Source organism: Spirosoma luteolum (assembly GCF_054778875.1).
Window position 1 is genome coordinate 425,486 of record NZ_BAAGZE010000008.1, and the last position, 20,393, is coordinate 445,878.

General features: G+C 59.2%; 17 protein-coding genes and 1 riboswitch. Of the genes, 8 read left to right on the top strand and 9 right to left on the bottom strand.

Annotation, left to right across the window (positions count from 1 at the left end; all coding sequences use genetic code 11):
* Nucleotides 1–42 precede the first annotated feature (42 nt).
* Nucleotides 43–573 (bottom strand): gluconate 2-dehydrogenase subunit 3 family protein, encoded by a 531-nt coding sequence (locus ACYVAC_RS15690; protein WP_461098693.1) that lies wholly within the window; start codon nucleotides 571–573, stop codon nucleotides 43–45.
* Between the two features lie 121 nt (nucleotides 574–694).
* Here ACYVAC_RS15690 and ACYVAC_RS15695 point away from each other — a divergent pair, with 121 nt between their 5' ends.
* Entirely contained in the window at nucleotides 695–2,293 is a 1,599-nt protein-coding gene (locus ACYVAC_RS15695; RefSeq protein WP_461098694.1) for a Na+/H+ antiporter, read from the top strand.
* Nucleotides 2,294–2,549: 256 nt separating this feature from the next.
* On the opposite strand, the gene ACYVAC_RS15700 is transcribed toward ACYVAC_RS15695, so the two are convergent.
* The 4 genes from ACYVAC_RS15700 to ACYVAC_RS15715 all read right to left on the bottom strand — a co-directional run bounded on the left by ACYVAC_RS15700 (nucleotide 2,550) and on the right by ACYVAC_RS15715 (nucleotide 8,765).
* Entirely contained in the window at nucleotides 2,550–3,608 is a 1,059-nt protein-coding gene (locus ACYVAC_RS15700) for a YncE family protein (RefSeq protein WP_461098695.1), read from the bottom strand.
* A complete protein-coding gene (locus ACYVAC_RS15705) occupies nucleotides 3,605–5,506 on the bottom strand; it encodes a TonB-dependent receptor plug domain-containing protein (RefSeq protein ID WP_461098696.1) in 1,902 nt (633 codons plus the stop codon). Before ACYVAC_RS15705 ends, ACYVAC_RS15700 begins: the two co-directional genes overlap by 4 nt.
* Before the next feature lie 108 nt (nucleotides 5,507–5,614).
* A riboswitch (cobalamin riboswitch) is annotated at nucleotides 5,615–5,822 on the bottom strand.
* Between the two features lie 216 nt (nucleotides 5,823–6,038).
* Nucleotides 6,039–7,415, bottom strand: coding sequence for a M16 family metallopeptidase (locus tag ACYVAC_RS15710; protein WP_461098697.1), 1,377 nt, complete (start codon nucleotides 7,413–7,415; stop codon nucleotides 6,039–6,041).
* Nucleotides 7,416–7,424: 9 nt separating this feature from the next.
* Entirely contained in the window at nucleotides 7,425–8,765 is a 1,341-nt protein-coding gene (locus tag ACYVAC_RS15715) for a M16 family metallopeptidase (RefSeq protein WP_461098698.1), read from the bottom strand.
* 116 nt (nucleotides 8,766–8,881) lie between these two features.
* On the opposite strand from ACYVAC_RS15715, the gene ACYVAC_RS15720 reads away from it, so the two are divergent.
* Nucleotides 8,882–9,670 carry an SDR family oxidoreductase gene (locus ACYVAC_RS15720; protein WP_461098699.1) on the top strand — a complete coding sequence of 263 codons (789 nt, stop codon included), beginning with the start codon at nucleotides 8,882–8,884 and terminating at the stop codon, nucleotides 9,668–9,670.
* A 288-nt stretch (nucleotides 9,671–9,958) separates the two neighbouring features.
* Here ACYVAC_RS15720 and ACYVAC_RS15725 read toward each other — a convergent pair whose 3' ends face one another.
* Nucleotides 9,959–10,567 (bottom strand): DUF1684 domain-containing protein, encoded by a 609-nt coding sequence (locus ACYVAC_RS15725; RefSeq protein WP_461098700.1) that lies wholly within the window; start codon nucleotides 10,565–10,567, stop codon nucleotides 9,959–9,961.
* Between the two features lie 197 nt (nucleotides 10,568–10,764).
* On the opposite strand from ACYVAC_RS15725, the gene ACYVAC_RS15730 reads away from it, so the two are divergent.
* Together ACYVAC_RS15730 and trxA are read left to right on the top strand one after the other, a co-directional pair.
* On the top strand, nucleotides 10,765–11,601 hold the full coding sequence (locus ACYVAC_RS15730) for a hypothetical protein (protein ID WP_461098701.1): 837 nt from the start codon (nucleotides 10,765–10,767) through the stop codon (nucleotides 11,599–11,601).
* Nucleotides 11,602–11,686: 85 nt separating this feature from the next.
* Complete coding sequence (gene trxA / locus ACYVAC_RS15735; protein ID WP_461098702.1) at nucleotides 11,687–11,998, top strand: thioredoxin; 312 nt, start codon at nucleotides 11,687–11,689, stop codon at nucleotides 11,996–11,998.
* Nucleotides 11,999–12,082: 84 nt separating this feature from the next.
* Here the strand turns inward: trxA and ACYVAC_RS15740 are convergent, their stop codons facing one another.
* Nucleotides 12,083–12,544 (bottom strand): nuclear transport factor 2 family protein, encoded by a 462-nt coding sequence (locus tag ACYVAC_RS15740; protein ID WP_461098703.1) that lies wholly within the window; start codon nucleotides 12,542–12,544, stop codon nucleotides 12,083–12,085.
* A 171-nt stretch (nucleotides 12,545–12,715) separates the two neighbouring features.
* Here ACYVAC_RS15740 and ACYVAC_RS15745 point away from each other — a divergent pair, with 171 nt between their 5' ends.
* Nucleotides 12,716–14,056, top strand: coding sequence for a D-arabinono-1,4-lactone oxidase (locus ACYVAC_RS15745; RefSeq protein ID WP_461098704.1), 1,341 nt, complete (start codon nucleotides 12,716–12,718; stop codon nucleotides 14,054–14,056).
* A 68-nt stretch (nucleotides 14,057–14,124) separates the two neighbouring features.
* Here the strand turns inward: ACYVAC_RS15745 and ACYVAC_RS15750 are convergent, their stop codons facing one another.
* Nucleotides 14,125–15,117 (bottom strand): transglutaminase-like domain-containing protein, encoded by a 993-nt coding sequence (locus ACYVAC_RS15750; RefSeq protein WP_461098705.1) that lies wholly within the window; start codon nucleotides 15,115–15,117, stop codon nucleotides 14,125–14,127.
* Between the two features lie 115 nt (nucleotides 15,118–15,232).
* Entirely contained in the window at nucleotides 15,233–17,713 is a 2,481-nt protein-coding gene (locus ACYVAC_RS15755) for a ribonucleoside-diphosphate reductase subunit alpha (RefSeq protein ID WP_461098706.1), read from the bottom strand.
* Between the two features lie 555 nt (nucleotides 17,714–18,268).
* On the opposite strand from ACYVAC_RS15755, the gene ACYVAC_RS15760 reads away from it, so the two are divergent.
* The 3 genes from ACYVAC_RS15760 (at nucleotide 18,269) to ACYVAC_RS15770 (ending at nucleotide 20,373) form a co-directional block, all read left to right on the top strand.
* The gene (locus ACYVAC_RS15760) at nucleotides 18,269–18,511 is read left to right on the top strand and encodes a type B 50S ribosomal protein L31 (protein ID WP_176566371.1); all 243 of its coding nucleotides are present in this window, start codon (nucleotides 18,269–18,271) and stop codon (nucleotides 18,509–18,511) included.
* A 97-nt stretch (nucleotides 18,512–18,608) separates the two neighbouring features.
* Nucleotides 18,609–19,415, top strand: a complete 807-nt coding sequence (locus tag ACYVAC_RS15765; protein WP_461098707.1) for an acyl-[acyl-carrier-protein] thioesterase — start codon at nucleotides 18,609–18,611, stop codon at nucleotides 19,413–19,415.
* Nucleotides 19,416–19,446: 31 nt separating this feature from the next.
* Nucleotides 19,447–20,373 carry a 2-oxoadipate dioxygenase/decarboxylase family protein gene (locus tag ACYVAC_RS15770; protein ID WP_461098708.1) on the top strand — a complete coding sequence of 309 codons (927 nt, stop codon included), beginning with the start codon at nucleotides 19,447–19,449 and terminating at the stop codon, nucleotides 20,371–20,373.
* Nucleotides 20,374–20,393: the final 20 nt, after the last annotated feature.

The following is a 20,393-nucleotide window of genomic DNA, read 5'->3' on the forward strand; positions in this document are numbered from 1 at the left end:
GCTTATACCCCGTCGGGCAGCAGCCTGACAAGCCCGGGGGCACTACATCGCCCAGGTTTTCTGGCCGGGCTGGATAGGCATACAACCGTCAAACCGGCCGGGAACAGGCAGATACGCCAGCGCTTTGGTGGCACCGATTTCGGAGGTAAAGTAGCCCGTAGTGGTCAACTCTTTCAGGCGAAGAAAGAACGGCTTGTTGCTGACGGTTAACTCTTTGACCATCTCATTCTTCTGGGCCGTATCGAGGTCCATGAAGCCTTTGCTGAAGCGGGTTTTGCTGTCGGCATCGAGTTTGGCCAGACCGGCATAAAACGCATCCTGATCGGCTTTGGGGTAACAGTCGCGCATAACGCGGATGATAAACTTCTCGGCACCGGCCGCTTTGGCACCGGGCGTGCTCGTGGTCGGGATAATCACATCGGCCACCTCGGCAACGAGGGCTTCCTGAGCGGGCGTAAGGGTCACGCCGGGCTCCGTGTTCAGAATCTGCCCCATGGCACCCGCCACGGTTGGCGCGGCCAGTGCACTGCCCATCAGGAGGGCTACATGCTGCAATGCTTCTCTGCGTTTCATCGGAAATAGTCAGTTTACCGCCAATATACCGGTCGGCTCGCCAGCAAAAGCGAATGGCCCGCCCTTTTTCACCAGTAAGCGCATTAAAATAGTCTATTAACCCCACCGAACGTTCATACCGATGCACGCATTAACTGTATTTATTGGCCTGCTGGCACTTGTAACGGCTCTGGCGGCCGTGGCCGAACGGGTAAAGATTGCCTCCCCGATCGTACTGGTGCTGGCCGGCACGGCCATCAGTCTGGTTCCCGGCATTCGGGTTGTGGGCCTGCAGCCCGAAGTGGTCATGCTTGTTTTTCTGCCCCCACTGATCTACGCGGCCGCCTGGAATACGTCGTGGGCCGATTTCAAAGCGAATTTCCGGCCCATCTTTCTGCTGGCGTTCGGGCTGGTTATTTTCACGACGGCGGGGGTTGCCTGGGTAGCCCACAGCCTGATTCCGGGTTTTTCGTGGCCGCTGGCGTTTATCGTGGGAGCCACCGTTTCGACCACCGATCCCATTGCCGGCACGGCCATCATCCGGCAGATGGGTTTGCCCCGCCGGCTCATCGTAATTCTGGAGGGCGAAAGCCTGGTCAACGATGGCACCGGGCTGATCGTGTACCGCTATGCGGTGGCGGCCGTTACCACGGGGCAGTTTGTGTTGCTCCAGGCTGGCGAAGAATTTGTCATCAGTGTGATTGGGGGGGTAGCTATCGGCCTGGCACTGGCGTGGGTGGTGCGCTATATCCACCGCCTGACGGCAGGCGTCTCGGCCGTCGAGACCACGCTGTCGTTGCTGACGCCTTTTGCGGCTTACCTGCTGGCCGAACGCGTCGAAGTATCGGGCGTGCTGGCGGTGCTGGCGTCGGGCCTGTACCTGACGCTTCGCTCCTCGGAATACATGTCGCGCCGGGGCCATCTGGAAACCCTCGGCGTCTGGAACGTAATGACGTTTATGCTCAACAGCACCGTATTCGTGCTGATGGGGCTGCAGCTCCGGCGGCTGCTGACCGACAATCGTGACTACACATTTGGAACGCTTATCGTCTACGGCAGCCTGGTGAGTCTGGCCGTCATTGCCACCCGCTTTATCTGGGTGTTTGTAGTCTATTATGTACCCCGGCTGTTCAGTCCCAGCCTGCGCAGCAGCAACCGGACGCTGTCGCTCAAACTCGTTACGGTACTGGCCTTTACGGGCATGCGGGGGGTATTGTCGCTGGCTACGGCGCTGGCGCTGCCCCTGACCCTGGGGTCGGGCGCTCCATTTCCTAAACGCGACCTGATTATTTTCATCGCCTACTGCGTCATTTTCGTCACCCTCGTTATTCAGGGTACGGCCCTGCCTTACCTGATCCGGCTGATGGCCATCAAACCCGACCAGCGGGAAGAGCAGGAAGAGCTACGGCTGCGGATTCAACTGGCTACCCGGGCAATCGAGCACCTGGAAGCCAATTATTCACTCAGCGACGAGGTATCGGACGAAGCGCTGGCCATGCTGAAACATAAATACGAAGCCCGTATCGACCGGTTACGGGTGCGGCAAGGCGGAAAAAAGCGGGCCTCGGTCAACGAATCGGAGTTGCGCGAGACCCGCCGGATTCAGCTCGAAATTATTCAGCTCGAGCGCGATGAAGCCACCCGACTCCGGCGCGCCGGTCAGCACGACGATGAGGTGCTGCGGGCTGTACTGTTCGAACTCGACCTCGAAGAAGGCCGGCTTGAGCTGGAGGAAGGGTAATTTCTGTTTGTGGTTGGTGGTTGGTGGTTGGTGGTTTTCAGTATACAGTTTACCGTCTTCAGTTTTCAGGCAGTACTCCGCTTTCAGTGTACAGTTATCCATTTTTTGTACTCGGTGTGCCGGCAGTACTCCGTCTTCAGTGTACAGTTATCAGCACTCAGTACCGAGGCTACGGATCTGCCCGCTACGCGCTGCAACCTGAAAGCGGTAAACCGTAAACTGAAAACTACAAACCACCAACTACAAACCCTCCTCCCTACCGGAAGAAGAAGCGTGTGGGGGCGATTTCGGCTTTGACCGAGTCGATCAGCGCATCGTTTTCGCGGTAACGCAGCACGTAGCCCGCCTGCACGTAGTTGGCGGGTGCCTGGCTGCCGTAGAAGGTTCCCGTAGCCGGATCGATCCCGATGGCACTGAAGCCCCGGTTCTGCACCGCCGTAGTGGGCGCCGTCGCGTCGGTGATATTGAAGCGGTACGTGCGGGTGCTGCTGGCGTAGTAAAAGTTTTTCTTGTCGCGGCTGATGGCAACCGACGACGGCGTTGCTACCAGTTTTACCCGTTTTTCAATGCTCCGGCCGGCTGGATTTACGCAGATCATCTCCTGTCCCACTAGTACCCACAGTTTACCGTTGGCGTCGACGGCGATGGGCTCGGCTTCGGCGCCCATATCCATCTTCTGTACAACCTCGTCCGTTTCGACATTGATAATCGCCAGTGCTTTGCCACCGCTGTAGCCAGCGCTACCCAGAAACACTTCCCTGTTGACCAGAACCATGCCTTCGGCCCCTTTTACGGCCGCGATTTTCTTGGTCACTTTGCCGCTATTCATGTCGATCACGGCTACGTAGCCCGGATCTTTATAGAACGTACCGGCCGAAAAACTGCCCGACACATCCCAGCAGCTCACATAGGCTTTGTTGGGCGCTGCGTAGATAGCCCGGCGGGGATTTTCGATGTCGGGCGTCTGGAGCGTGGCGCGGCTTTTCAGCGTGCCCGCTTCCACGATCTCGACCTTGTCTTTGCCAGCCGCCGAGTTATCGAGCACGAGCAGCCCCTTGCCGTTGACCTCCGTATAATCGTTGAGCAGCCCCGCCGTCGGAATGGATGGGTTGGCCGTCACGAAAATGTTGGTCTGTACCGCGCTGCTGTTGGCCGCCAGAAACGACAGCGTCCCGTTGTTCTGCGAGAAATTACCCTGGTTGACGATATAAACGCCCGATTCAAACGGCGATGGTTCGGGATCGGTGGTCTTACAGTTCCAGAGGCTCAGCGCCACAACGCTCAGCAGCGCGCCGGCGGTAAATTGATTTTTCATTGGGTATTGGTTGGTAAATTGATAAGCACGTTGAGCGCCACACTCCGACCGGGCATGGCTGTTCGACGCACGCTGATCAGCAGCGCATCGAACAGGTTGTTGAGCTGCCCCTGCACCCGAACCGACGCCCCGGCAACCCGGAGTTCCGTTTCGGCCAGCAGGTTGGCCAGCACGACCCCCTTGAAAAACTGACTGTTGTCGAACGTAATGTACCGGCGCGAGCTGGTCTGTACCTGCATCGACAGCCGCGAGCGCCCCCGCGCCAGGTGGGCGTTGAGCGTACCCGTATGGATAGGCACATAAGGAAGCTGCTTGCCCAGAATGTCGCGGGCGTAGGTATCGTAGGCCCGCTCCTGCGTCGAGCGGGTCAGGGCGTAGCCGATGCGCAAACCGGCCTGCCAGCCCGATTGACGGTAGGCCAGCCCGGTGGTCAGCTCGCCCCCGCGCGCCACTACCTGCTGCAGGTTCTCGACGTGATAGTTCGTAGCCGGGTTCCAGTAGGCCCAGTCGTCGACGCGGTTATGGTAGGCCGTGGCCTCGGCTGTCAGTGTGAGCGCATCGGTCAGGGTTTGGGTCAGGGCCAGCCCGGCTTCGGTATTCAGACCGCGTTCGGGCCGCAGGTCGGGGTTGCCCAGCCCGATCCAGTAGCGCTCATTCAGCGTCGGTACGCGGTAGCTGCGCCCGACCGAAGCCTTGGCCGTCAGCACCTGCCCCGGCCGGTTAAGCACCTTGTACTCGGCACCCAGCGAGGGCGTCAGGGGTGGACTGAAACGCGTCACGAACGCCTGCCGCAGGTTGGCCGTCAGCAGCCACCGACTGGTCTGCAGCCGCAGCAGCGCGTACAGATCCTGCCGGTTTTCGGTAATGAGGGCTCCGCCGTAGCCATCGGTTCGGGTGCGGTAGTGCGACCACTCGCCCCCCAGCCGCAGCGTGGTAGCCACCCGACGGTTGCCCGGCCACAGCGCTAGTTCGCGCTCGGCCCGGCCAATAAACCGATCGGTTTCGGTATGGCTGGGGTGGTCGAAATCGCTCTTGGCGTAGTCAATAATATCGCGAATCCAGCCCAGGCGCAGCGTCAGCGCATTGGTTTCGTAGGTCGTCAGCACCCGCGCCGACTGGGTGCGGGTCCGTTCGCGGGCCAGCGTATCGGTCGGGCTCAGAATGAGATCGTTGTCGGTCAGCCAGGCGTTGAACGACAGCTGCCGGCCGTTGCGGTGCCGCAGGTACAGATCCTGCACCAGCCCCCGCTGCGCCGTGGTCGACTCATCGACGAAGTAGCGCTGCCGTTCGGTATAGGGGTAGTCGTTGTTGTGCTTACTGCGGTAAGCGTAGGTACGGCCCGCAAGCTGCCAGGTCTGCCCCGGCGCCGTGGCGTAGCGGATGCCCAGCTGCGTCTGATCGTTCCGAAACGAGGCTATCTGCTGGCCAAGGGTAACGCCCAGTCGCTCATTCCACCGGGGCGTACTGCCCAGCAGAATACTACCGCCCACGGCATCAGAGCCTACTACGCAGCCCCCCGCCCCGTACTGCACCGACAGCCGGTCGAACCCCGCCACGGGAAGGGTCGAAAAATCGGACTGGCCGAGGTTGGGCTGGTTGATGTTGATGCCGTTCCAGAGTACCGCCGTATGATTCGCCGATGTACCACGAAACGATACCGTGCTGAGCTGACCGGGGCCGTAGCTTTTAAAGGCCAGCGGGGTGTTGTAGGCCAGCACATCGGCCAGCGTACTGAACCGGAACTGTTGCAGCGTGGTGGAGTCGATGCGCTGCAGCTTCTGGCCGGCCAGAAACCGCTCGGGCGCGATGGCCCGCACGGTCACGGGGGTGAGCGCCACCGCCGTATCCGAGGGATTGGGTAGCTGCGCGCCAACGAGCGGCCGACTACTAGCCAGCAAACCAGCCAACAGGGTGCTATGAAGCCACCAACGGGTTATCAAAATAAATCGAATCAGCAAGAGTGCGTCAAACAGGCACGCGGCCAGCACGTTTCCTCCGAACGCGGCAACAGCGGATGGTCGTCGGCAGGTCTCCTGGCTTGTTTCGCCGGCTCGGGCCTTCCCGCCCGACAGTCGGGCAGTGGCCATGAAGCATGAACCGGGGGGTACTGAAACGTACAGTTGCGGGGACAGCGCTGGCTTTGAACCAGCTTCCCTATTAAGCCTTGAAAGCTGCCACGAAGCAGCATCAGGCACCGATAACTCGCTACAAAGGTAGCCGAAAGCAACCAAAAAAAGCAACCCCGACGAGCGGGGTTGCTTTAACTAACAGGTGGAATAGTGCGGAAAGCCTTACGTAGGTTTGGTATCCGAGTGGTCCGACACGGCGGTCGGCCCATCCCTCAAACGTATGCCCGCATCTTAATTTGTCCAATGATTATTGACTGAGCGGTAGCAACCAGCGAGTAAACGGTCGATAAGCGCTGGTTACTTAGAACCCCTCGGCCTTGATTTCTTTCTCCGTTACGGTACCGTACTTGGCCACTTTATCACGAATGGCGTCGGCCTTGCCAATCAGCACGAACTGCAGGTTGGCCTTTGGAAAATACTGATCGATGATCTGCCGGGTTTTGGCAACCGTCAGCCCATCCACGTTTTTCTGAAAGTTGTTGATAAACGATTCATCGAAACCCATACTAAACATATCGGTCAGCAGATTGGCCAGCGCACTCGCCGATTCGTAGCGGGGCGGAAAATCGGCCTTGATGTAGTTTTTGGCCGAGCTGAGCGTTTTTTCGTCGATACCAGTGCGTTGCAGGCTGTCGAGCACGTGCAGCGCCAGATCGATGGCCTGCACGGTGCTGCTGTTTTTGGTGAAGGTCGACACGGCAAACGTACCGCTGTTGCGAAATGTACCGAACCGGCTGCTGGCGCCGTAGGTAAGCCCCGAGTTGACCCGCAGCGCATCGTTGAGCCACGACGTGAACCGACCGCCCAGAATGGTGTTGACCACCGTGACCGGAATAAAATCGGGGTTGTTCTGGGTGATTCCCTTGCTGCCGATGATAAAGGTCGTTTCGCGGGCATCGTCTTTATTCACCAGCAGCACCCGGTTGCCCGATGCAGCCAGCTGGGGTTCGCCCAGCCGGGGCGAGGTCGCCGGGGCCGTTTTCCAGCTGCCGAACAGATCGGTCAGCCGTTTTTTCATGGCCGCCGTATTGAAATCGCCGACGACGGCGATGGCCGCCCGGTCGGCCGTGTAGTTTTTCAGGTAGAACTGCCGCGCGTCGGCCGCCGTGATGGCCGATACCGACGAGGGGGTACCGCTGATGGGGTTGGCATACGGATGGTCGCCAAACAGCTGCCGGTTGAAATACGACCCGATCACCGACCGGGGGCTTTCTTTCTGCTGGGTCAGCTGCAACAGCAGGCGCTGCTTGAACTTATCGAACTCGACCGGATCGAACGTGGGCCTGGTCAGCACATCCTGAATGATGCCGAACAGCAGGTCCTGATCTTTCACCGCAAACGAGGCCGTCAGTTTGGCCACTTCCTTACCGCCGTAGGTTTCGACGTTGGCCCCTACGTACTCGGTTTTGGCTTCCAGCTCGGCCTTGGTGTAGCGCGAACTGCCAAACAGCAGGGCATCGGCCGTCATGCTGGCCAGGCCGTAGCGATTGCCATCCTGCACCGCGCCCGCATCGAACACCGCCGATACGTTGATGAGCGGCACCTCATGCTGCTCCATGAGGTAAATGGTCAGGCCATTTTTAAGTTTTACTTTCTGGTAGGGCGGCACCTTGAAGGTCTGCGCCGTAGCCGCATTGACGAGCAACAGGGCCGTAATGAGTATAAGCAGTTTTTTCATGATCCTGGGTTAGTTGGCACCGGCCGATTTTTTGGTTTCGGGCAGCAGATAGCCCACCGTGCGGTTGCGGGCGGTGAGGTAGGTTCTGGCCACGCGCTGTACGTCGGCCTTCGTCACTTTCTCGTAGAGCGACGGCGCTTCGTAGAGCTTTTTGTAATCGCCGAAATACAGTTCGTAGGTGCCCAGCGAGTTGGCTTTCCCGTTGATGGTTTCCATGGTGTGGTAAAACTCCATCAGTTTCTGGTTTTTGAGTTTCTGCAGCTCCTCATCGGTGATTCCACTGCTGACCACCCGGTCGATCTGGGCGAGCACAGACCGCTCCAGCTGCTCGGCCGACACGTTGCTGGCGGCTACGGCATACACCGAAAACAAGCTGGGGTCGAACGAGATATCCATGTTGGTCGACACGCGGGCGGCTATTGTGGAGTCGAGCACCAGCGACTTGACCAGCCGCGACGAGTTGCCCGTGCTCAGAATACCACTCAGCAGATCGAGGGCGTAGTAGTCGGGGTGGCGCGTGGCCGGCACGTGGTAGGCCAGCAGCACGTTGGGCGTGGCAATGTCTTTATAGGTGGTGGCCCGGCGCTCGCCGTTCTGCGGGGGCTCCACCGTGCGCAGGCTGTCGGGCAGCGGCTGGGCCGGAATCGACTCCAGGTACTGCGTAGCCAGTTTTTTCACCTGATCGGGCGTTACGTCGCCCACCACCACCGCCACGGCATTGTTGGGCGAATAATAGGTTTTGAAGTACCGCTCCAGATCGGCCTGGGTCCAGCGCTTGATGTCGGACTCGAAGCCGATGACGGGAAACATGTAGGGGTGCTCGACAAAGGCTACCGACTGTACCAGTTCGTTCAGCACGCGGTAGTTACTGTTCTCGAGGCCCGTGCTGCGCTCCGACAGCACTACCCCCCGCTCACTCTGCACCATGTTGGGATCGATGGCCAGATCGCGGATGCGGTCGGCTTCGAGATCAAAAATGGTTTCGAGGGCACCACTCTGAAACCAGTCGGTATAGACCGTGGTGTTTTCGGTGGTGTAGGCGTTGTTGGAGCCGCCATTGGCTTCCATCACCCGGTCGAACTGCTTGGGACCGTACTTTTTGGCCCCGTTGAACATCATGTGTTCGAAGAAGTGCGACAGGCCCGTAATGCCGTGCACTTCGTTGCGCGAACCTACTTTCCAGAACGTGTAGAAGTTGGCGTTGGGAATGGAGTGGTCTTCGAGCACCATAAACTTCATGCCGTTCTTCAGCGTGAACGTCTGGACATCTTCGGGTTTGGGCTTGTTCTGGGCCAGCCCGACGCCTGCCATCAGGCAGAGTCCGGCCAGCAGCCCCAGTTGGTTGGTCATACCGATACGTTGGTTGGGATTCGCTGAAAATACGGCTGCTGTCGGATATTGGCAACGGAAATAGTTTTTTCGGCCATTGCAGCACAGGAAACGGCAAAATCGTGTTGACCGTTTATATGCAACTCTCCTCCTCCACTCCTCCGTCGCTCTGGTCGCTGAGCGGCCAGCGGGCCCTTGTTACGGGCGGCACCAGGGGCATTGGCGAAGCCATTGTCCGGCAATTTCTCGATCTCGGGGCATCGGTATTTCTCGTTGCCCGCGACAACGACCGGCTCCAGCAGCAGCTCACCACCTACCGGCAGCAGGGCCATACCGTTGCCGGACTGGCCCTCGACATGGGCCAGCCCGATGCGGCCACCCGCCTGATTGACGCCGTTCAGACGCAGTGGGGCGGCCTCGATATTCTGGTCAACAACACGGGCATGAACATCCGCAAGCCCACCGTCGAGTACAGCCCCGCCGAATACGATCAGGTGCTGACGACTAACCTGCGCTCGGCCTACGAACTGAGCCAGGCGGCCTACCCGCTACTTAAAGCGTCGGGGCAGGGTCGCATCGTCATGATTTCCTCGGTATCGGCGCTGACCCACACGAGCAGTGGCTCGCTCTATGGCATGAGCAAAGCCGCCATGCTGCAGCTTACGCGTAACCTGGCCGTGGAGTGGGCCGCCGACGGTATTCGGGTCAACGCTGTGGCTCCCTGGTACATCAACACCCCGCTGGCCGCGGCCGTACTGACCAATCCGGTCAAGCTGGAAGGTATTCTGAAACGCACGCCCATGAACCGGGTCGGCGAACCCCACGAGGTGGCTTCGGCCGTATCGTTTCTGGCCATGCCCGCAGCCAGCTACATCACCGGCCAGACCCTCTCCGTCGATGGTGGTCTGCTGGCGTGGGGGTACTAGGGAAGTTGGCTGGTTATGGAGTTGTAGCGTTTTAACGTTACTGCGTCAGAGCGTTTTAACGTTGGCGGGTTGTAGTATTAGTCCGTTGAATGACTGGACGTTTTGGTGTCTATCCTTGTCAGGGATCAGGCGGTCTGGCCTTCCTCGATCAAGGCTTTAGCATTTGGAGAATACTGTCGTTTATCGGGTATTTCACCGTCACTTCACAGGCTATTCCTCCTGTAACACGCCAACCCCATAACTCGCCAACTCTATAACTTTCCAACCCTACAACTCCACCATCTCCCCTCAATGCGCCTTTGCGTAGACTTTCTCGCCGGCTTCGATGGCGACAGACAGGTGGTTGGCTTTGGGCGGAATGGGGCAGGCATAGCCGTCGGCAAAGGCACAATAAGGGTTATAGGCCTTGTTGAAATCAAGCACGACGGTACCCTGCCGAATGTCGCCCAGGCGCAGGTCCATGTAGCGCCCCCCGCCGTAAGTCGTCTCGCCCGAGGTAGCGTCTTTAAAGGGTAGAAACAGATAATCGCGGTATTCGGGTACCTTCATCAGGTTCAGACTGCGGTAGAGGGTGAGCTGCTGCGGCTTCCCGTTCAGTACAAAATCGACCACGGCATAGGCCACATGCGGCTTGGTGGTACCGCTGTAGGTGGGCATGTCGAAGGGTTCGGCCCGGTCGATGCGGGTGACGGTGCCCACCACCCGGTAGCGGGCGTCGGGCGCGTAGAAGCGCAGATACGACAGGTCGTCGGCGGTATGCAGCGGCCCGCCCGGCGACTTCAGAAATTCGGCCCGGTAGGTCTCCCGGTGCCGGGCAATGGTGTCGGCATAGGTCGACGACTGGGCCTGCGCGGTCAGAACGGCGAAGCAGGCGAGAAACAGGGCGATACAGCGCATACAACAAACGAAACAAACGGTAAGGCCCCACTACCCGGTGGCGCCGGCACGAAACAACTACTTTGACGGGCCAAAAGCAACGCCGGCACCACCGCGCTTTTTTTACCAGTCGACGCAACCGATTGACCAACGGGTCCGTACTACCCCTGAACCGGTTCAACTGTTCTGTTTTCCCATCCTAAAACACCCAGTTGACCATGCCTGCTATACGCGCTATTTTACGTCCGATCCTGTTGGCGGCCTTATTGGCCCCGGCTCTGCTGTCCTGTACCTCAGATTCGACACCACCCGGCCCCGACCTGTCGCTTACGACCACTTCCCTCGGCCCTGTGCTGACGGGCAGCGGGGGTAAAACGCTCTATGTATTCGCCGGCGATGTCGACGGTACACCCACCTGCACCGGCAGCTGTCTCGACACCTGGCCCGCGTTTTATCAGGCGACGCCAACGCTGGGCGCCAGCCTGAAAGCCGCCGACTTTACCACCATTACCCGCACCGACGGCAGCAAGCAAACAGCCTACAAAGGCTGGCCGCTCTATTATTTTAAAAACGACGCCAAAGCCGGCGACGTGACGGGCGACAACGTGGGCGGCACCTGGCTGGTGGCCAAACCCAACTACAGCCTGCTGCTGGGCGCGCGGCAACTGACGGGGCTCGATGGTAAGAATTACACGTTCGACACCAAAGAGGGCACTGGTCAGTCGGTTTACCTGACCGATAGTCTGGGCCGCACGCTCTACGCCTTTGCCAACGATAAACGCGGCAAAAACAACTACACCAAAGCCGATCTGAGCAACAACCCGACCTGGCCCATTTTCACGACAACACTAGTCGACCTGCCCTCATCGCTCAACCGGGCCGATTTTGGCACCATCACCGTGTTTGGGCAATCGCAGCTCACCTATAAAGGCTGGCCGCTCTATTATTTTGGCAGCGATCAGGGCGTTCGGGGCAATACCAAAGGCGTCAGCGTACCGCGGCCGGGAGTCTGGCCAGTGGTCAACAGCACGTCGCCCCTGGCTCCCCAAAGCTGATAGCGGGTGTTTCGAACCGCCAGCCAGTTCGCGTTGTTTAGGAGGTACGACCGAGTTTTATCGGCCCCGTAAACACGTTACGCCCATGAGTCAGCGAGCCGAAACATTCCACGACATTATCAATGGCGACAAACCTGTGCTGGTCGATTTCTACGCCGACTGGTGTGGTCCCTGCAAGCAGCAGGCGCCCATTCTGAAGCAACTCACCGACCGGGCCGGCGACAAGGTTCGGGTGGTCAAGATCAACGTCGACAAGGCACAGAAAGCGGCCAATCAGTACCAGATCCGGAGCATTCCGACGATGATTCTGTTCAAAAACGGCAAGATCGTCTGGCGGCAGTCGGGCGTTCAGCCGCTGCATACGCTGGAAGGGCTGGTGAAACAGCACAGCGCCTAACCAGTACCCTACTCCCATACAGCACGCGGGAACGCGCCTGCCCTACGGCATGCACGTTCCCGCGTCTCGTTTCGGCCAGTCTACCTAGTGCCGGCCAGCCGACTGGGCCAGCGTAAATTCACGCAGCCGGCTAATGGCCACTACGCTCACCAGTTTCCACTGCCCATTTATTCGTTCGAGCACCCGCGATTCGCGCGATGCGGTGCGGCCCCGGTTATCCGAGAGTGTCTGATCGTAGGTCACAAAGGCCATGTTGCCGTTCTGGTGCAGGCTGAAGTTGTCGTGCTGAATCTGCACGGGCTCGCCCTTGCGCTGACGGGAAAAATAACCCGCAAACTGCTTCTCGATTTTCTCCCAGCCGTCGAGCAGCAGAAAGTTGCCCCCGTGCAGACTGGCCGTCAGGCTGACGTAGGATTTATGCACCCAGGCGCTGGACCAGCGGGCTTTGTCGCGGGCATAGAAGGCATCCGTTTCGTCGCTTATGACAGCCCGAATCAGCTCGCTGTCGGTCTGCGCCTGTGCTCCCAGCGCGGTCAGCAACCACATCAGTAAACCTATTTGCCACCCTGCTTTCTGCTTCATAGTCCGTTGATTTGTCGACCAATATACGTAACCCGACGGTATTGCCCCACCGCGCATCGAGAAAGTCATGGCGGCTGCCAGACAAGCTCGTTCTGCCAAAAGTAGATTCGTACCCAAACCTATTCGTACCTTGTCATGGAAAAACGTGAATTTCTCAAACTGTCGTCGGTTATGCTGGCAAGTCCTTTCCTGTCGCCCTTCGAGGGCTGGTTGCCCGGCGAACCGCTGCTGAACTGGGCCGGCAATATCCGGTACAGCACCGATCGGCTCGCCCTCGCCGGCTCGACTGCCGAAGCGGCTGCGCTGATTCGTAAGCACCCGAAGCTGAAAGTACTCGGCACCCGACACTGCTTCAACACCATTGCCGACAGCAGCGACCAGCTACTGAACCTCCCCCCCGACACCGAGGCCATCCGGCTGGATACCGCAGCCAATACGGTTACCGTCGATGGCGGCATCAAATACGGCCAGCTGGCCCCGTGGCTGCACAGCCGGGGCTATGCGCTGCATAACCTGGCCTCGCTGCCTCACATTTCCGTAGCGGGGGCCTGTGCCACAGCTACCCACGGGTCGGGTGTGAAAAATGGGAATCTGGCCACAGCCGTGCAGGCCATGACGTTTCTGGATGCCAACGGCGACACCCACACCCTGTCGCGGGCGCAGGATCGCGCTGCGTTCGATGCCGCGGTAGTGCATCTGGGCGCGCTGGGCGTAGTTACGCGCCTGACGCTGGCGGTCGAACCTACGTTCATGGTGGCGCAACGGGTCTACGAAAACCTGCCTATGGCACAACTGAAAGACCATTTCGAAGCGATCATGGGCACCGGCTACAGTGTCAGTCTGTTTACCGACTGGCAGCAGAACCGAGTGAGCGAAGTGTGGGTAAAAAGCCGTGTTGGCACCGACGCCATGCCGGGCGATACACTCTTCGGCGCCACGGCGGCCACGCGTGAACTGCACCCCATTGCGGCCATTTCGGCCGAGCACTGTACTGCGCAGCTCGGTGTTCCCGGTCCGTGGTACGAGCGGCTTCCGCACTTCCGGATGGGCTTCACGCCCAGCAGCGGCAAAGAATTGCAGTCCGAATTTTTTGTACCCCGCCAGCACTCGGTCGAGGCCATGCTGGCCCTCGAACGGATGCGCGACCAGATCACCCCCCACCTGCTGATTTCCGAAGTACGCACCATCGACGCCGACACGCTCTGGATGAGCCCCTGCTACCAACAGGCCAGCACGGCGCTCCACTTTACCTGGAAACCCGACTGGCCGGCCGTGCGGCAGTTGCTGCCCCGCATCGAACAGGAACTGGCTCCCTTCGGCGCCCGGCCCCACTGGGGCAAGCTCTTCACCCTGGCGCCGGCCGTACTACAGCAGCGTTATCCTAAATTCGACGATTTTCGGGCACTGGCCCGGCGTTACGATCCGGCGGGCAAATTCAAAAACGACTTTCTGACCCGCAACCTCTACGGCCACTGACCCGCAACGCAACGGGCCGCCCTGATAATCAGGGCGGCCCGTTGCGTTTTGCCCACTCAGGCAGCCATTTAACGAGGCTGGTTCTGGTAGCTGAATCGGCTGCTTACCCCGGGATACGGCTGCCCATTTCGTTCGGCGTAGGGATACACAAAAAAGTTGAGCGGTTCGGGCTGCTGCGGATACAGGCGCAGGTCGCGCCCGATCGTAAACTCGATGCGATGTTCGTCGTGCGCCCCAAAGAAGTAATCCCGGCGCGCCGGATTTTTGGCGGCTTCCGACGCATCGACCGGTACCCACCCTATCCCCGTCAGGTAACACTCGGCCCAGCAGTGGTAGCCGCTGATTTGCCCCGACGGGCGGTCGGGCGGCAGCGATATCCCGATGGCAAACCGGGCCGGAATACCCACGGCCCGGCAGTAGCCGATAAAGACGGCGTGAAAATCGGTGCAGTTACCCCGGCGGGCATCACAGGCATAGTAGATGTCGCCCCGCCCCCAGCCCGTTCCACTTTTGTCGTAGCGCACCGTTCGGATAACATGGTTATAAATAGCGCGGGCCCTGGCCAGATCCGTTTTGGCCTGGGCCGAGTCGACAACGGCCTGCGCCCAGCGTTTCACCGGCCCATCGATTGGCACCAGGCGGTCGGGCATCAGCCAGCGGGCCATGTCGGGCTCCGCCAGTAAGGGAGCCGCCTGCGAACGGGACACCAGCTGCGTTTGCCGATGCTCGAGCCGGCGGGCCGTAAACCGCATCGTCACCACCGTACTGTCGGGCAGTGGCTGCGCCAGATGCAGATGCAGCCACTGGTTGCCATACGCGCCCGACTCCATCCGGTAGGCTACCGGCGACTCAAGGCGAAGATCACTGATCTGCTGAAACGGACTGTTGTGCGGGACCGGAATCCAGAGATCGGTGGGCCCGGCTTCCGTCGGGTCGGCACGCAGTACGGTTTGGTACGTAAACGCAACAGTACGTTCGCGCGGGGGCGTCTGCGCCCAGGCACCCACTGCCGGCAGGCACAGAAGCAGCCCGGCAGTCAGTCGATTGAGGGGGTTATTCATCGTTCATACAACGTTCAGACGGGGCGAGTCTGTTCAGGCCTGAAAGCCCTAATATGCCAACGCCCGGCTATGACTGGCATAACCGGGCGTTGGCATATCAAATCAGGGCGGATCACTAGCTGCCGCACATCTCGCATCCTTCCGGATCGTCGAGCGAGCAGGTCATGGCCGCGTACTGCTGTTCCAGATCGGTTACCATCGGCACCGGCGTGGGCGTGGCGCTGGTGGCGTGTTCTTTGGCGTACTGCACGTAGTCGAGCGGTTTCTCCACGGGAGCAGCCTCGGTCATCACGGCTTCGAGTTGCGGCTCGGCCTGCGGCTGTACTACCGTAAACTTCACGGCGTCGGCAGCCGCCTTGGTCCGCAGGTAGTACATACCTGTTTTCAGCCCCGCTTTCCAGGCGTAGAAGTGCATCGAGGTCAGTTTGCCGAAGTTCGAATCCTGAATGTGAATGTTCAGCGACTGCGACTGACAGATATAGGCACCGCGGTCGGCAGCCATATCGATAATATGTTTCTGCTTGATCTCCCAGACCGTTTTGTAGAGGTCTTTGATGTGCTGCGGAATATTCGGAATCTGCTGCACCGAACCGTTGGCCAGAATCAGGTTGTTCTTCATGGCATCGTTCCACAGCCCCAGTTTCACCAGGTCTTTGAGCAGGTGTTTGTTCACCACCACAAACTCACCCGACAGCACGCGCCGGGTATAGATGTTGCTCGTGTAGGGTTCGAAGCACTCGTTGTTGCCCAGAATCTGCGAGGTCGAGGCCGTAGGCATCGGCGCCAGCAGCAGCGAGTTCCGAACACCGTGCTCCATCACATCGTTGCGCAGGCTTTCCCAATCCCAGCGATTCGACTTGGGTTTCACTCCCCACATATCGAACTGGAAGATACCCTGCGAGATGGGCGACCCTTTCCAGGTTTCGTAGGGCCCCGATTCCCGGGCCTGCTCCATCGACGAGGTCATGGCCCCGAAGTAGATGGTTTCGAAAATATCTTCGTTCAGCCGGCGGGCTTCGTCCGACTCGAACGGCATGCGCAGCATAATGAAGGCATCGGCCAGCCCCTGCACACCCAGTCCGATGGGCCGGTGACGCATGTTCGAGCGCCGGGCCTCTTCAACCGGGTAATAGTTGATGTCGATGATTTTGTTGAGGTTGCGCGTGGCCGTTTTCGTTACCTCATACAGTTTCTGGTGATCGAAACGCATCACGCCATCGGGGTCGCGCTTGATAAACTTCGGCAGCGCAATCGACGCCAGGTTACAGACCGCCACTTCGTCGGGGGCCGTGTATTCGATGATCTCGGTACACAGGTTCGACGATTTGATGGTACCCAGGTTTTTCTGGTTCGACTTTTTGTTGGCCGCATCCTTGAAAAGCATGTAGGGGGTGCCGGTTTCGGTCTGCGACTCCAGAATCTTGAACCACAGCTCCTGCGCCTTCACCGTCCGGCGGGCGCGGCCTTCGCGTTCGTAGCGAGTGTATAGCGCTTCAAACTCGTCGCCGTAGCAGTCGGCCAGGCCGGGGCACTCGTGCGGACAGAACAGCGACCACACGTCGTCGTCTTCCACCCGTTTCATAAACAGATCGGGGGTCCAGAGCGCGTAGAACAGGTCGCGTGCCCGGGCTTCTTCTTTCCCCGAGTTCTTCTTCATGTCGAGGAAGTCGAAGATGTCGGCATGCCAGGGTTCGAGGTAAATGGCGAACGAGCCTTTACGCTTGCCACCGCCCTGATCGACGTAGCGGGCCGTGTCGTTGAACACGCGCAACATGGGCACAATGCCGTTGGAGGTGCCGTTGGTGCCTTTGATATAGGTACCCGTGGCCCGTACGTTATGGATGCTAAGCCCGATGCCCCCGGCCGACTGGGAGATTTTGGCCGTTTGTTTCAGCGTATCGTAGATGCCGTCGATCGAATCGTCCTTCATCGTCAGCAGGAAGCAGCTTGACATCTGCGGCTTGGGCGTACCGGCGTTGAAAAGCGTCGGGGTCGCGTGGGTAAACCACTTTTCCGAGAGCAGGTTATAGGTTTCGATGGCCGCGTCGATGTCGCCCATGTGGATACCCACAGCCACCCGCATCAGCATGTGCTGCGGCCGCTCGGCAATACGTCCGTCTATCTTGAGCAGATACGATTTCTCGAGTGTTTTGTAGCCAAAGTAGTCGTAGCCGTAGTCGCGGTCGTAAATGATCGTCGAGTCGAGCAGGCTGGCGTGTTGCCGGACCACATCGTATACTTCTTTCGAGATCAGCGACGCATTTTCGCCCGTTTTGGGATCTTCGTAGTGGTAGAGTTTTTTAATCGTACCGGAAAACGATTTGTTGGTTTCCTTGTGCAGGTTAGAGATCGCGATCCGGGCCGCCAGAATAGCGTAGTCCGGATGTTTGGTGGTCATCGAAGCCGCCGTTTCGGCAGCCAGATTGTCGAGTTCGGTTGTTTTTACGCCATCGTACAGGCCACTGACAACCTTCACGGCCACTTCAACAGGCTGTACGTAGGCCGGGTCGAGGCCGTAGCACAATTTTTCGATCCGGGCCGTGATCTTATCGAATTTGACCGATTCCCGGCGGCCATCGCGTTTGACTACAAACATGGGCGATTGGGGTTAAAGCGTTATATATGAATGAATAAACAAGTCTGCGAAGTCGAAAACGCACGGGCCTGCGAACGAGCCTGCCGCTACGCGGGCCAGCCGGAATGCGTTGTTAAAGTTCTCCTGATTTGGACGAAAAACCAAGGCCGATAGTTCGGCCCGGCCGTCGATTCTGAGAAAGATGCAAGTCTGACGGGCAGGTTAATAAATTGTTACGTCGTCAGTCTTAGCGACTTAACAAGGTCCTGCCGCAGAAGCCGGATTGGAATAAAAAAAATGATTGATTTTATCGATAAAAGACCCGGCCCCTTCGATCTGGCCGGTTGTCGAGCGCTAAGCAGCACGGCTATCGACAGCCCTAAAATTAATCAAAAAACGGGATGGGTAACAAGCTCATTTTACCGAATTGTTAGGCAACGGCGCGGGCCTGGCAACTCGCCTAGTTGCCTGAGAAAGAAGTAAAAAAAGGCGTTGGCTTTCCCGCGCAAAGCCCCTATCTTTGCACTCCTTTTCGGTCGGAAACCGAGAAGATGACAAGAAACTGACTAGTAGACCATGAAAAAGGGCATTCACCCGGATTACCGCGATGTGGTATTCCACGATCTGTCGAGCGACTACAAATTTCTGACGCGCTCGACCGTTCAAACCAAAGACACCATCGAATTCGAAGGCCAGACCTACCCCCTGGTGAAAATCGAGGTTAGCTCGCAGTCGCACCCGTTCTACACGGGTAAGAACGTGCTGCTCGACACCGCTGGCCGCGTGGACAAGTTCCGCAAGCGTTACGGTACGAAGTAATCGCCCGTATAGCCAGCCGCCCGCCGGCTGGTTCTGCACCGCCCCCGATACACCCGCTGTATCGGGGGCGTTTTTGTTTACTCGCTACCTTTGCCGTATGACCCATATCCAGACGGACACCATTACCATCAACGGCTACGACTGCGATGCCTACGGTCGGCTCAGCGTTCCGGCCCTGATGAATTTCATGCAGGAAGCGGCCAACCGCAACGCGCTGGCCTACGGCATCGGCATTGCCGATCTGGCCACCCGGCAGGTTGGCTGGATGCTCATGCGCTTCCGGCTGCGTATGCACCAGTACCCCACCTACGGGCAGACCATCCGGGTGGTTACCTACCCCACGGCCGTCGAAAAGTATTTTATCTACCGCGACTTTCAGGTACTGGCCGACGATGGCACGCTGCTGGCCGAAGCTACCAGCACCTGGCTGGTGTTCGCTACCGATACCCGTACCATGGTGCCCATGCCCGCCTTTATCCGGTCGCTGGTGGTGCCGCAGGGCATTACACCCCAGCCCCATCTGCCCGCCAAACCCGACTTCCTGAATCAGGCGTTTGTGCGGGCCACCGAAAAGCTGGTAGAGGTAGGCTGGCTGAGCATCGACATGAACCACCACGTCAACAACGTCGCCTATGTGCAGTGGCTGCTCGAAAGCATCGACCACCAGTGGCTGCACACCCGCGAGATAGCCGAACTGGATCTGGTGTATCGGGCCGAATGCCACCTCAACGACAGGCTCCGGGCTCAGTCGGCCGTGGTTTCCGAGGGCGAACAGCTGCACCGCATCGAACACAGCGAAACGGGTAAGGAGGTGCTGCTGGCCCGCAGCCGGTGGCGGGGTTTCGGTTTGTCGCCGTTAGTTGGTATTTTGGGGGGTGGGTCGGCCCCTGCCCGCCTGGGCTAGTCCGGCCGTTCCCGACTAAACCGACAGAACCATGCTTACTTCATCACCAACTACGCTCGACCAGGTGCTGGACGGCCTCATGCAGCGCTACCGCGACCGGGTGCCCGACGTGCAGGGTATCGTGCAGGCCATGCTCGACGCGGGCATCGTCGACTCGGCCGATGCCATTGAAAACGACCATATCGCGTTCCGAACGCTGGGTGTACCCAATCTGGGACTGGCTTCGTTCGAGAAAATTTTTCTGCACTACGGCTACCAGCGACGCGACCCGTACAACTTCGCCGAAAAGAAACTGTCGGCCTACTGGTATGCGCCCCCCGCCGACGGCCGTAACCTGCCCCGCATTTTTGCCAGTGAGCTGCGCGTACACGAGTTGTCGGAATCGGCACAGCGCATCATTCACCGGTATACCGATACGGTTACGAGCGACCCGGTCGACAGCCTCGACCTCGACGATGCCGACGCCGTCGACCGGTTTCTGCACCAGCCGCTATGGCCCCTGCCCACCCTCGCCGACTACCAGACGCTACTGGCCGAAAGTGAATATGCCGCCTGGGTGATTTACAACCGCTACTACCTCAACCACTTTACCATCAGCGTCCACAACCTGAAGCCCGGCTACAACACCATCGACAGCTTCGTGGCGTTTCTGCAGGCGCGCGGCTTCCGGCTCAACGGGGCGGGTGGGATTATCAAGGTAAGCCCCGACGGGGGGCTCCGGCAGGCCTCAACGGTGGCGCAGCTGGTCGACGCGCCGTTTGCGGGTGCTGCCGGCGGCCCCGACGATGTGTTCCGGATTGCGGGCTCATACGTCGAGTTTGCCGAACGGCGCGTGCTGCCCGAATTTGCGCACCTGCCGGCCAGTCAGATCGGGCGGGCGCACCGGCGCGATGGCTTCGAAGCCGGCAATGCCGACAAGATTTTTGAAAGCACGTTCACGACCCAGACGCATCAGTAAGTAGGGCGCGGCCGGTTGGT